This window comes from Clostridium sp. UBA871 (genome assembly GCF_002295255.1).
GTDB classification, from domain to species: Bacteria; Bacillota; Clostridia; order Clostridiales; family Clostridiaceae; genus Clostridium_J; species Clostridium_J sulfidigenes.
The window spans coordinates 479052-492210 of record NZ_DBFV01000011.1; the positions used below are offsets into that span (position 1 = coordinate 479052).

General features: G+C 29.4%; 10 protein-coding genes. 9 read left to right on the forward strand and 1 reads right to left on the reverse strand.

Annotation, left to right across the window (positions count from 1 at the left end):
* Window positions 1-114: 114 nt before the first annotated feature.
* The 5 genes from B3086_RS15400 to B3086_RS15420 all read left to right on the forward strand — a co-directional run bounded on the left by B3086_RS15400 (window position 115) and on the right by B3086_RS15420 (window position 6316).
* Window positions 115-1878 (forward strand): PAS domain-containing protein, encoded by a 1764-nt coding sequence (locus B3086_RS15400; protein WP_346893870.1) that lies wholly within the window; start codon window positions 115-117, stop codon window positions 1876-1878.
* Between the two features lie 45 nt (window positions 1879-1923).
* Window positions 1924-2169: a hypothetical protein gene (locus tag B3086_RS15405; RefSeq protein WP_346893872.1), complete on the forward strand. Its 246-nt coding sequence runs from the start codon at window positions 1924-1926 to the stop codon at window positions 2167-2169.
* The gene (mscL, locus tag B3086_RS15410) at window positions 2153-2581 is read left to right on the forward strand and encodes a large conductance mechanosensitive channel protein MscL (RefSeq protein ID WP_346893874.1); all 429 of its coding nucleotides are present in this window, start codon (window positions 2153-2155) and stop codon (window positions 2579-2581) included. Before B3086_RS15405 ends, mscL begins: the two co-directional genes overlap by 17 nt.
* A gap of 420 nt (window positions 2582-3001) precedes the next feature.
* The gene (locus tag B3086_RS15415; protein WP_346893876.1) at window positions 3002-5938 is read left to right on the forward strand and encodes an insulinase family protein; all 2937 of its coding nucleotides are present in this window, start codon (window positions 3002-3004) and stop codon (window positions 5936-5938) included.
* A gap of 180 nt (window positions 5939-6118) precedes the next feature.
* Window positions 6119-6316 (forward strand): cold-shock protein, encoded by a 198-nt coding sequence (locus tag B3086_RS15420; protein ID WP_035131204.1) that lies wholly within the window; start codon window positions 6119-6121, stop codon window positions 6314-6316.
* A gap of 154 nt (window positions 6317-6470) precedes the next feature.
* On the opposite strand, the gene B3086_RS15425 is transcribed toward B3086_RS15420, so the two are convergent.
* Window positions 6471-7160 carry a TetR/AcrR family transcriptional regulator gene (locus B3086_RS15425; RefSeq protein ID WP_346847290.1) on the reverse strand — a complete coding sequence of 230 codons (690 nt, stop codon included), beginning with the start codon at window positions 7158-7160 and terminating at the stop codon, window positions 6471-6473.
* Between the two features lie 221 nt (window positions 7161-7381).
* Between B3086_RS15425 and B3086_RS15430 the strand changes: the two genes are divergently transcribed.
* The 4 genes from B3086_RS15430 to B3086_RS15445 all read left to right on the forward strand — a co-directional run bounded on the left by B3086_RS15430 (window position 7382) and on the right by B3086_RS15445 (window position 13085).
* Window positions 7382-8707, forward strand: a complete 1326-nt coding sequence (locus tag B3086_RS15430) for a glycine/sarcosine/betaine reductase component B subunit (protein ID WP_346879468.1) — start codon at window positions 7382-7384, stop codon at window positions 8705-8707.
* 18 nt (window positions 8708-8725) lie between these two features.
* The gene (grdH, locus tag B3086_RS15435; protein ID WP_346879469.1) at window positions 8726-10036 is read left to right on the forward strand and encodes a betaine reductase selenoprotein B; all 1311 of its coding nucleotides are present in this window, start codon (window positions 8726-8728) and stop codon (window positions 10034-10036) included.
* A gap of 88 nt (window positions 10037-10124) precedes the next feature.
* Window positions 10125-11666 (forward strand): glycine betaine uptake BCCT transporter, encoded by a 1542-nt coding sequence (locus B3086_RS15440; protein ID WP_084178084.1) that lies wholly within the window; start codon window positions 10125-10127, stop codon window positions 11664-11666.
* Between the two features lie 255 nt (window positions 11667-11921).
* Window positions 11922-13085 (forward strand): SAM-dependent methyltransferase, encoded by a 1164-nt coding sequence (locus B3086_RS15445; RefSeq protein ID WP_346847293.1) that lies wholly within the window; start codon window positions 11922-11924, stop codon window positions 13083-13085.
* Window positions 13086-13159 lie beyond the last annotated feature (74 nt).

Below are 13159 nucleotides of genomic sequence, written 5' to 3' on the forward strand. Positions count from 1 at the left end.
ATACATTGTAAATGAAAGACATTATCAATTAGAAACAATATGATGTTAAATAGAAATTTTAAGTTTAAATAATATATTTAAATTTTATATAAAATATGAGGAGGATGAAAATATATGAAAAAGCAAATTAACTACATTACTATTGATGGACGTGGAGACCATGAGACTTTTAAAGATTGTATTACTAAAGCAATTAAGGAGTTAAAATCAAATGAAGGTATACATGTAATTAAAGATTTCGAACCTTTTCCTATGTATAAAATGATGGATGGTAAAGGCTTTGATAAATATGTAGAGAAGTTAAGTGATGAAGAATTTCATGTTTACTTCACTCCTAAAGAGAAAATAGAAAAAATTCAAATGGAGGATAATTTAGAAATCGACCATGATAAAGTTAAAAAGATCATGGAAATAAAACTTAAGTATTTAAGAGGAGAAATATCTATAGAACTAGCAAAAGAAGAACTGATAACATCAGTTAAAAGTGTAACAGCTCAAGAATTTGCTATATGTGAGCAATATCTTCAGCAATATGGTATAACTGATGATGAATTAGCAGAGAGAATGGATGAAATTCTGCAAATTTTTGATGGAATACTTACAAGTAATAAAATAGACGTTAAATTAGGTCATCCAATTAGAACCTATTTAGAGGAAGGAAAGGCTATAAGAAATGTTTTAATTGAAGCTAATAATATGTTAAATAAAAAGTTTATTAAAAATCAATGGGCTGAGGTATATGATAAATTAGAAGAAATTAATATACATTTTTCAAGAAAGCAAAATCAACTATATCCTGCTCTCGAAGGTAAGGGCTTCGATAAACCTTCTAAAGTAATGTGGACCTTAGAAAATAATATAAAAGATATTATTAAAAAAGCTAAAGAGTATTTAGATAGGGATGAAGATGAAAAGTTTTTAAATATTCAAAATGAAGTAATTGAAATGATTGAGGATATGATGATAAAAGAAGAAGAAATACTTTATCCAACTTCAATGGATCTTCTTGACCATGAAGATTTTATTAAGATGAGAAAAGGTGATGATGAAATTGGATATTGTCTAATTGAGAAACCACCTTATTACAAAGAAGATGAAATTAAAAAAGATGAAAATGCGTCTAATAATGAACTTCTGAAGGATTTGGAAAAGGTTTTACAAAAACATGGAATATTCAATAAAGAAGATAATGAAGTGTTAGATGTAAGCCAAGGAAAGTTAACACTTAAGCAGATAAACTTAATTTTTAAACATCTTCAAGTAGATTTATCCTATGTAGATGAAAATGAGATTGTAAAGTTTTATAGTGATACAAAACATCGAGTATTTCCAAGAAGTGCAGGAATTATAGGAAGAAAGGTGCAAAATTGCCATCCAAGAGAAAGTGTTCATATGGTAGAAGAAATTATTAGAGCGTTTAGAGCGGGTGAACAAGATCAGGCAGAGTTTTGGTTAGAAATCGGTGGTAAGTTTATTTATATAATCTATAATGCAGTAAGAGATGAAGAAGGGAATTTTAGAGGAGTACTTGAGATGATGCAGGATGTAACAAAGATTAGAGGATTACAGGGAAGTCAGAGATTATTATCTTGGACTAATGAAAAACAAGAAAGTAAAAAGGATGAGGTAAGTGGTGAGGTTATAAAAAATCAATATGGATTAACAAAGGAAACTGTTATAGGTGACTTAGTAAAAAAACATCCATTTCTAAAAGAATTCTTACTAAACCTTTCACCTAAGTTTAGTAAACTAAAAAATCCAGTATTATTTAAGACTATGGCATCTATAGCTACATTAGATATGATTAGTGAAAGAGGCGGATTTGAGGTTGAAGAGATTATAAGTAAAATCACAGAAGAAATTAATAGTAGAAATTAAAAACTAAGAATATCAAAGAAGTTTCAGTATAATAGAATTTATATTATGCTGGAACTTCTTTTAAAAGGTGTTGTCATAGATGAAAAAAATAGTAGTAATAAAGATGTTGACATTGAAGTATTTATATATGTAACATTAGATGGAATAGGGTCTGTTGGACATGTTCATTTATGTTATAATGGACAAGTTATATCCTATGGTAATTATGATGATAGATCTTTTAGGTTATTAGGTATAGCAAGTAGAGTTTTTTATTATTTTAAGGAGGAAAAGTATGTTAAAGGAATTTAAAAAATTTGCGATTAAAGGTAATATGATTGACTTAGCAATTGGTATGATTATAGGTGCAGCTTTTACTAAGCTTGTAACATCTTTGGTTGAGACAGTAATAATGCCTATTATTAGTATTTTTGTAGGTAGAATTGATTTTTCAAATTTGTTTATTGCTTTAGATGGAAAAGAATATGTAACTCTAGCTGCTGCAAAGGAAGCTGGAGCCTCAGTAGTTGCTTATGGAGCTTTTCTAACTGGACTTATAGACTTTTTAATTATGACATTTGTAGTATTTATTGTGGTAAAGCAACTTGATAGGTTTAAAGGCAAAGAAGAAGCAAAACCTGTAACAACTAAAAAATGTCCTTACTGTATTTCAGAAATCTCAATTGAAGCATCAAAATGCCCTCATTGTACGTCTGACTTATAAGATGTATAAGTTTTAATAAAGTTTTTATAGTATATAAAATTGAAGAGCTTGTTTATGTATGTAGCATAACTTATATTAATTGTATTTACAAGTATGTTAAAAAATGTTATGATTGAATAGTTAGAATATTGAAAGGAGGTCGTTTTTAAGTGAAAAGTATAAAAAATTTGAATAAAAGTGAATTTTATAATACCTATAACGGCCTTAAGAATAGATTTTAACATATTTATTTTGATATTTTAAGTCATGGGGTTGTTTGGACTCTATGACTTTTTATTTTTTTAGTAAAATGAGAAGTTGTAGATATCTTGGTTTAACTAAGGTATATCTATGACTTTTTTATTTAATATAAAGTTATGAATAGTAATGGTTTAAAATGATTTTAAACCACTATTAGGAGTGATTGTGGGGGGAATTTATATGCAATTTAAAACTAACGAAATCTACTATGGATTTAAATTATTAAAAGAGGAGAAGGTAGAAGAGGCACAATCCATGGCTAGAATATTTGAACATGTGAAAAGTGGAGCAAGACTTTTACATTTAGAAAATGAAGATGATAATAAGTTATTTTCTATAAGTTTTAGGACAACTCCTACAGATAGTACTGGAGTTGCTCATATATTAGAGCATTCTGTACTTTGTGGTTCAAGAAAATTTAAGGCTAAGGATCCTTTTGGAGATATGGCCAAGAGTTCATTACACACTTTTTTAAATGCTATGACATTTACAGACAAAACTATGTATCCTGTAGGAAGTAGAAATAGTAAAGATTTTATGAATTTAATCGATGTATATTTAGATGCAGTTTTACATCCTAGAATATATGAAAATCATGAAATATTACGTCAAGAAGGTTGGAGATATGAATTAGATGAAAATACTAATAAACTAGCGTATAAGGGGGTAGTTTATAGTGAAATGCAAGGAGCAATGTCATCTCCAGAGGAAGTAATTTGTAGTGATATATTTAGATCATTGTTCCCAAATACTACTTATGCTTTTGTTTCAGGGGGAGATCCTGAGGTTATACCTAACTTAACTCAAGAGGATTTTGAAAAGTTCCATAGTAAATTCTATCATCCATCTAATAGTTATATATACCTATATGGGAATCAGGATTTAGAAGCATGTCTTAAGTTTATAAATGATGAATATCTTTATGAATTTGACAGAATAGAGATACCTTCTCGTATAGAGGATGTGAAAAATTTTGAAGGTATGATAGAAAGAACTGCTAATTATTCTATAGGTGAGGATGAAAATGAAGAAAATAAGGCATTTTTAGCACTAAATTTCGCCTTTGAGGAAACCCGTAATGGCGAGGCATATTTAGCTACAAAAATACTTTATAACATGTTAATTGAATCCTCAGCATCTCCAATAAAAGCTTCCTTACTTAAAGCTGGCATAGGTGAGTGCATTATTACAAGGGATGATATGAATATGGATGCAACTAAGGAAATATTATTCCCGATAGTAGCTAAGAATGTAGATGCTACAAAGAAGAGTGAATTTATAAATGTTATTATGAATACTCTTAAAGACCTTGTAGACAAGGGATTAGATAAGGACCAATTGAAGGCAGCTATAAACACCGTTGAATTTGATTTGCGTGAAGCTGATCCGTGGAGAACTGCAAATAAGGGAATCGAATATAATGATTGGGTTTTAAATAGCTGGATATATGATGGAGATCCTCTTGTTCACTTGAAGTATGAAGATATCCTTAATAAGATAAAAACTGCTTTAGAGAATGGATATTTTGAGAAGTTTATTGAAAAGAATATGGTTAAAAATTCTCATTGTTCTTTAGTAGTTTTGACGCCTAAAAAGGGATTAGAAGATGCTAGAAATAAAGATTTAGAAGAAAAGTTAGAAAATTACAGAAGTTCTTTATCAGAAAAAGAAATAAAAGAGCTTATGGAGAGAAATAGGAAGTTAAAAGAAGCCCAAGTTAGAGTTGATACCCAAGAAGAAAAGGATACTCTTCCAAAGTTACCTATAGAGGAGATAGATAGAAAAGCAGAAAGAATTCCTCAAGAGGTTGAGAAAGAACAAGGAATAACTATTTTAAAACATCATATTCCTACAAATAAAATAGTGTATATTAATCTTTTATTTGATGGAAAAGTAATCGAAGAAACTTATATTCCTTATTTAGGACTTTTAAAGGATGTTTTAGGGGAGCTTGATACTGAGAAAAGAGGTTATTCTGAATTAATTACTGAAATATATAAAACTACAGGTGGAATAACTTTTGAAAATCAAGTATATACTGAGAAAAATAATAGTCAGGTATATCATCCTAAATTTATAGTTAAATCAAAGGTAATTGGAGAGAATATTCAAGCTCTACTAGAATTAGTAAATGAAATAATTACTACTACTAAATTTGATGATTTAAGTAGGCTTAAACAGATTATTCAAGAAACAAAATCTAAGCTTCAAATGAAAAATATAAATGCAGGACATAAAGTTGGGATGAACAGAATATTTGCACAGACTTCATGTGGTGGAGAATATTGGGAAAGAATTAGTGGTGCAACTTATTATGAATTCATTTGTAATTTAGAAAAAAGTATTGAGAAATCTGGTAAGGAAGTTAGAAGCAGTCTTATTAAGGTTTATGAGACTATATTTAATAAAAATAATTTAATTATCTCAGTGGTGGGAGAAGAAAAAGAAGTTGAAACAGTAGTAACTAATATTAATAAGGTTACTTGTAATATTAAAACTGAACCTACTAAATTATATAATATTGAATATAAGAGCAAAAAGGATATAGAAGCTATAATAACTGCTAGCAATGTGCAATATGTAGTTAAAGGGTTTAACTTTGCAGATCTTGGGTATGAGTATTCAGGAAAGATGAGAGCATTTGTAAATATATTAGATAATGAATATTTATATCCTAGAGTTCGTCTTCAAGGTGGAGCTTATGGATGTTATAGTGATATAAATGAGGATGGAAATTTAGCCATTTATTCCTATCGTGATCCAAACCTTACAAGAACTATAGATGTATATAATGAAGCTTATAAATTTTTAGAAGAAGTAGATTTTACTAAGGAAGATATGGGAAAATTTATAATAGGATCTGTTGGACAGTTATATAAACCATTAACTCCTGATAGAAAAGGTGAAAAAGCAGTTGCAGATTATATTTGCAATGTAACCCAAGAAGATATTCAAAGATGGAGAGATGAACTTTTGAGTACTAGTAATGAAGATATAAGAAATTATGCTTCAATGATTAAGGTAGGAATGAATGAAAATTATTGTTGCATAGTAGGTAATGAAGGAAAAATTAAGGAAAATAAAACTATTTTTAATAAAACAAGTAAATTATTATAAAATAACTTGCTTTATATAATAAAGTGTAGTATGCTTAATAAGAACTTAAATTAATAGTAAATAATATAAACCAATATGTTTCAATTAGTACTTAATAAATAGAGTATGTTAATATCGAAATTTTGTTAGTGAATTATTACAATGAATTTAAGAAAAATAAAATTTCGGAGGTATACATTTATGAATGGTACAGTAAAATGGTTTAATGGAGAAAAAGGTTTTGGATTTATTACAGGAGAAGATGGAACAGATGTTTTCGCACACTTTTCTCAAATAAATTCTGATGGTTATAAATCACTTGAAGAAGGTCAAAAAGTTTCTTTTGATGTAGCTAAAGGACCAAAAGGACCACAAGCAGAAAATATTACTATTATCTAGTTTTTAATTAGTAAATATTTACCCCTTAAATAGTTATACTATTTAAGGGGTTTTTTATATTTAAAAATTATAAATTATTTAAAAGTGTGATTACACAATAATATGCGAATCTTAAATTAATCTTCATTTTAAATACATCTGTATGAATGGCATTTTATAGAGTTAAAAAAGGTGATAAAACATTGGAAGACTTTAAGTTATAATAATGCAAGGTGTTATAAATAAATTTTAGAATAATTTCTAATGCCCTTTTTTTACTATAGCCATCAACATGGTTTGTAACTTTCATCAATAAACCTTCAAAAAATATAATAATATTTTCACTTAATTCTTTAACATCTTCTTGATTTATATACCCATCTTTAATACATACTTCAAGTAAAGCAAGATCACGTTCATTAATATAATCTTTATCTAGCATAGTAGATAAAGATGTTGGGAGACTTTTTAATTCATTAGGAAAAATTTCATAATATTCCTTCATAGTATCTTTAACACTAAGATGACCTTGATCTAGAAATATTGATTTAAAGATTTTAGGATTGTTAAAAGCGTGTATAGAGAAACACTTCCAAATACCTAAATAATTCTCTAAAGATGAATTATCTTCACTAATATAATTAGGAAGATCTTGAATATATAAATTATAATATTTCATACAAGCAAAAAACAAAATATGATTTAAATTTTTAAAGTACTTATATGCAGTAGCAACGTTATATCCTGTAGCATGAGCAATTTTTCTTGCTGTAACATTTTCTATACCTTCTTCATCTATAAGTTTATTAGCTGAATTTATGAAAGAAACTATCATTTCCTTTCTTTCTATGGCTGACTTAGTCATAAGATTACCCCTTTAATTTACTCATTATTAATATGTATCTTTATTATAACATTAAAATTTGAATTTATAATGATATAAGATTAACTATTTGATTTTTAAATACATAGAATTTGTTAATTAAATAACAAAAAAACGTAAACACGTTTACAAAATACAATTAGAGGAATAAAATAATATTATAAATATTAAGAAAATTTAAAAAATAATAAGGGAGTGGGAGTATGAAACTAGAAATTGGAAATTTTTATGTGGAAGATATAGTTTTTGGTGAAAAAACAAAATTTGCTAAAGGAATACTAACTATTAATAAAAAGGAAGCATTAGATTTTGTTTTAGAGGACAAGCATATAATTGAAGCAGATTTATTTATTGTTAAACCAGGCGATAATGTACGACTTATGCCAGTAAAAGAAGCTATAGAGCCAAGAGTAAAATTGAATGGAGATTCATTATTTCCAGGTTATACAGGAGATTTAGTTAAAGCAGGCAATGGTAGAACTCATGCACTGAAGGATTGTAGTTTGCTGGTAGTTGGAAAACATTGGGGTGGATTTCAAGATGGACTTATTGATATGAGTGGAGAAGGTGCAAAATATACCTACTATTCTCAACTTAAAAATATAGTACTAGTTGCTGATACAGATGAAGAATTTGAAAAAAGAGAACAACAGAAAAAAAATAAAGCTTTAAGAGAAGCAGGTCATAAACTTGCAGAATTTATAGGCAGTGTTGTTAAAGATTTAGAACCAGAAGAAATTGAAGAATATGAACTAAAACCAGTAATAAAACGTGAAAAAAGGGTAAATGAACTTCCAAGTATGGTATTTGTTATGCAACCTCAATCTCAAATGGAAGAGTTAGGGTATAACACATTTTTATATGGATGGGACATGAATCGTATGCTACCAACCTTTATGCATCCAAATGAAGTTTTAGATGGAGCGTTGGTATCAGGTAGTTTCATGCCTTGCTCATCTAAATGGTCAACTTATGAGTTTCAAAATAATCCTACAATAAAAAGACTTTATAAAGAACATGGAAAGACAATAAATTTCTTAGGAATAATAATGTCAAATCTGAATGTAGCTTTAGAACAAAAAAACCGTGCCGCACTATTTGTAGCACAGATTGCAAAGTCTATTGGAGCTGATGGTGCAATAGTTGCAGAGGAAGGGTATGGTAACCCTGATGCAGATTTTACAGCTTGTATAGTTGCTCTTGAAGATGCGGGAGTAAAAGTTGTAGGACTTACTAATGAGTGTACTGGAAGAGATGGACAATCACAGCCACTAGTTTCTATGGACGAAAAGGCTGATGCTATAGTGTCTTGTGGTAATGTGTCAGAATTAATAACTCTTCCACCAATGGAAACTGTTATAGGAGAATTAGAATCTCTAGGTAGAGACGGTGTATCTGGTGGTTGGGAAAATGATGAGATACTTGGACCTTCTGTAAGATCAGATGGATCAATAATAATGGAGAATAATGCTATGTTCTGTGGAGATCAGGTTTGTGGTTGGTCGCCAAAAACAATGATAGAGTTTTAGTAACTAGGAGGGGATAAAATGAAAAAGGCAGTAATATATATAAACCAATTCTTTGGTCAAATAGGTGGAGAAGATAAGGCGGATTTTGAGCCTATAATTAAGGAAGGCACAATAGGACCGGCTATAGAGCTAAATAAAAACTTAGATGCAGAAGTTACTCATACAATAATTTGTGGAGATAACTTTATGGGATCTAATACAGAAGAAGCTATAAAAAGAATTATATCTGAACTTAAAAATATAGAATTTGATATTTTCTTTGCAGGCCCAGCTTTTCAAGCAGGAAGATATGGTGTTGCGTGTGGTGAAATCTGTAATGCTGTTAAAGAAGAATTTAATGTTCCAGTAATTACTTCTATGCACATAGAAAATCCTGGGGTAGAAATGTTTAAAAGAGATATGTATGTTTTTGTAGGAGGACATAGTGCAGCTAAAATGAGAAGTGATATAAAAGCTATGGCAACCTTTGGAAATAAGCTTTTAAAAGGTGAAAAAACCCTTGGTGCTGAAGTAGAAGGATATTATCCTAGAGGGATAAGACATCAAATTTGGAGAAAAGATGGTAAGTTTGGTGCTGATAGAGCAGTAGAAATGCTTATAGATAAATTATATGGAAGACCGTTTATCACTGAACTTCCAATTCCTAAAACAGATATAGTACCTATAGCAGAGCCAATTAAAGATCTTAAAAATGCAACTATAGCACTTTTAAATACAGGAGGCATCGTCCCTGTAGATAATCCAGATAGAATTCAATCAGCGTCTGCAACAAGATGGGGAAGATACAATATTGATGGCGTAGATGCTCTAAAAGGTGGAGTTTATAAAACAATCCATGCTGGTTTTGATCCTGCAGCAGCAGATGCAGACCCAAATGTAATAGCTCCAATAGATGCATTAAGAGTATATGAGAAAGAAGGAAAATTCAAAAAATTACATGAGTATTTCTATTCAACAGTTGGTACTGGAACTACTCAAGCTGAGGCAAAGAGAATGGCACAGGAGATTTTAGTTCATCTTAAAGATGAAGGTATAGATGGAGTTATAATGGTTTCTACGTGAGGAACTTGTACGCGTTGCGGTGCAACCATGGTTAAGGAAATTGAAAAATCAGGTATGCCAATTGTACAAATGGCAAACTTAATTCCAGTTTCAAAAACAGCAGGAGCAAACAAGATTATTCCTACTATATCTATTCCATATCCGCTAGGAAATCCAGGAACTTCAAAAGAAGAACAATGGAAACTTCGTTACCACAGAGTTGGAGTTGCATTAGATGCCTTAGCTACAGATGTAAAAGAACAAACTGTTTTTAAAGTTAAGTTTTAATATTTAAGGGGCTGTGAAAGTAAATTTACAGCCCCTAAAGAAAACCTACGGCATAATTATCTACTCTAATTTTAAGGAGGATATTGTTATGGGGAATAATAACACTAATATAAATACAACACTAAATGTAAAGACTAAAAGAAAGCAAGGTACAAATTCAGTTTTTATTATTTCATTGATTATAACTTTTGCTATTGTATTTTGGGGAATTTTAGATAAAAGTGGTTTTGAAAAAATATCCAATAGTGCTCTTAATTTTTTAACTGAAAAATTTGGCTGGGCATACCTGCTTTCTATGATGATATTTGTAGTATTCGCAGTAGTATTAGCATTTAGTAAATTTGGGAAAATAAAACTTGGACCGGATGATTCAAAACCAGAATATAGCACCGTTGCTTGGTTTGCAATGCTATTTGGAGCAGGTATGGGAATAGGACTAGTATTTTGGGGAATTGCAGAGCCTATATCTCACTTTGTAGCACCAATAGAAGGTATGGATCCAGGTTCCGTTGAAGCTGCAAATTTTGCTTTTAAATCTTCTTTTATGCATTGGGGATTCCACCCTTGGGCAAATTATAGTATTATAGGTCTTGCTCTAGCATATTTTCAATTTAGAAAAAATAAACCTGGACTAATTAGCAGCATATTTATTCCATTATTAGGAGAAGAAAGAGTAAATGGACCAATTGGTAAAACTATTGATATACTTGCAGTATTTGCCACAGTAGCTGGAGTTGCAACTTCTTTAGGACTTGGAACACTACAAATTAATAGTGGATTAAGTTATATGTTTGGAGTTCCAGAAACGCCTATAGTTCAGTTAATTATAATATTTGTCATAACAGTAATAGTTATTTGGACTGCAGTTAGTGGGATTGAAAAAGGAATTAGTGCAATATCAAATATAAACTTGGTCATTGCTTTTGGGATTTTAATTTTATCTCTATTTATAGGACCAACCATAAAGATAATAAATACTTTTTTAAATGGTACAGGTGGTTATCTAGCAGAGTTTATAGAGAGTAGCCTGCATATTGAACCTTTTGCAAGTAATAAATGGGTAAATAGTTGGAGAATATTTTACTGGGCGTGGTGGATTGCTTGGGCACCTTTTGTAGGAGTATTTATTGCTAGAATATCCAAAGGAAGAACTATTAGAGAGTTTATAATTGGAGTTATTGTAGCACCAAGTATTGTATCTATAATTTGGTTCTCAGTCTTTGGAACTCTTGGAGTAAATCTTGGTATTACTGGCGAGCTCACAATGGATGTATTAAAAAACTTAGCTGCATCACCAGAAACTGCATTCTTCCAAGTTATAACTAAATATCCACTAGGAAGTATAATTTCAGTATTTACTATAATATTATTAGGTACTTTCTTCATTACTTCAGCTAACTCAGCAACTTTTGTGTTAGGTATGTTATCTTCAAATGGAGATTTAAATCCATCTAATAAAAAGAAAATAATATGGGGTATACTTCAGGCACTGCTAGCTACAGCTTTATTGTTATCAGGTGGATTAGCATCATTACAAACAGCATCTGTAGTTGCTGCATTTCCGTTTATTATAGTAATGCTTTTATGTTGCGTTTCACTGTGGAAGGCACTGAAAACTGAAAAGATATAATTAGCGATTTAGATAGATTGTAAGGTATATATATTAAGTTAATTTATAAAGTTTAAGGGAGTCATAGACTCCCTTTTTAATATTCATTTTTATAACCAATAGTTAAAGCTATATATTATCATTTCATAGAAAATTAAAGATTTATCTATACCCTATGTAGATAATATAATATTTTGGATGTACTTTTTCTTTTAGAACACAATAATTTAATATATGATACAATAGATACAAATATAAATAGTAAGGTGTGTAAAGATGGAAGAATTAAGAAAAGCAATTGATGAAATTATAAAAGAACATATTATAAAATTAGTTATTAGTAATAAGATGAATAAAGATATAGAATATAACAAAATAATATTTATATTAAAGGAAAACAACTCGAAGGAGTATTATCAAATAGAAAAGTATACTGATAAGCAGGTATTTCATGAAAATATTCCTTTAGATTTATTAAAGGAAAAAGTCTTAGAGTATACAATGGATAATTATAAACAAGTTTCTGCTTGGGCAAGTAATATTACCTTTGATTTAAGAATATCTAAAAAGGGTAAAGTTCATTTAGGAAAGAAAACAAGCAATAATGAAAGTCTTATTAATAAAGAACATAATAAAGAAAAGAATTATATCATTAAAGAAGGAATGATAATTGAACCCCTTATAGATTTAGGAATCTTCACTAAAGAAGGCAAAGTGGTAAATTCTAAGTATGATAAGTACAAACAAATAAATAGATTTGTTGAAATCATTGATGATGAAATTAAAAAGAATGATTATAAAGAGCTTACAATTTTAGATTTTGGATGTGGCAAATCTTATTTAACCTTTGTACTATATTACTATTTTGTAGAGATTAAGAAAATTAATGTTAAGATGATAGGTCTAGACCTTAAAAAGGATGTAATCGAAAAGTGTAATGATATAGCTAAAAGATATAATTATGAAAACTTACACTTTGAACTTGGAGATATAAATGGATTTAAATATAATGATAAGGTTGATATGGTAATTACCTTACATGCTTGTGATACTGCTACAGATTATGCATTGTATAATGCTATTAAATGGAATAGCAAAATGATTTTTTCTGTACCTTGTTGTCAGCATGAGTTTAATAAGCAAATGAACACAGAATCCTTATCTATACTTACTAGATACGGCATAGTTCAAGAAAGAGTAGCAGCTCTCATGACTGATGCAGTAAGAGGAAATCTTTTAGAATCTGTAGGATATAAAACTCAGCTTTTAGAATTTATAGATATAGCTCATTCTCCTAAAAACATATTAATTAGGGCATCAAAGGCTAGTATAGCTAAGGAAAAAAAGGAAAAGGCACTTTCAGAGGTTAATGCTTTAATGAATGAATTTAATTTGAATCCTACATTGTTTAATTTATTAAAGCAGGATGAATTAATTTAGTGGTATATAATATTTGTTACAAGGTAACCTCCTTTAAGTTTGTATATAGTGCTTCACAAGGAGATGATTTAAAT

Excerpts from the sequence above, each read along its gene's own strand:
- B3086_RS15400 (WP_346893870.1), top strand. The coding sequence starts at position 115 with ATGAAAAAGCAAATTAACTACATTACTATTGATGGACGTGGAGACCAT.
- B3086_RS15405 (WP_346893872.1), top strand. The coding sequence starts at position 1,924 with ATGCTGGAACTTCTTTTAAAAGGTGTTGTCATAGATGAAAAAAATAGT.
- mscL (WP_346893874.1), top strand. The coding sequence starts at position 2,153 with ATGTTAAAGGAATTTAAAAAATTTGCGATTAAAGGTAATATGATTGAC.
- B3086_RS15415 (WP_346893876.1), top strand. The coding sequence starts at position 3,002 with ATGCAATTTAAAACTAACGAAATCTACTATGGATTTAAATTATTAAAA.
- B3086_RS15420 (WP_035131204.1), top strand. The coding sequence starts at position 6,119 with ATGAATGGTACAGTAAAATGGTTTAATGGAGAAAAAGGTTTTGGATTT.
- B3086_RS15425 (WP_346847290.1), bottom strand. The coding sequence starts at position 7,160 with ATGACTAAGTCAGCCATAGAAAGAAAGGAAATGATAGTTTCTTTCATA.
- B3086_RS15430 (WP_346879468.1), top strand. The coding sequence starts at position 7,382 with ATGAAACTAGAAATTGGAAATTTTTATGTGGAAGATATAGTTTTTGGT.
- B3086_RS15440 (WP_084178084.1), top strand. The coding sequence starts at position 10,125 with ATGGGGAATAATAACACTAATATAAATACAACACTAAATGTAAAGACT.
- B3086_RS15445 (WP_346847293.1), top strand. The coding sequence starts at position 11,922 with ATGGAAGAATTAAGAAAAGCAATTGATGAAATTATAAAAGAACATATT.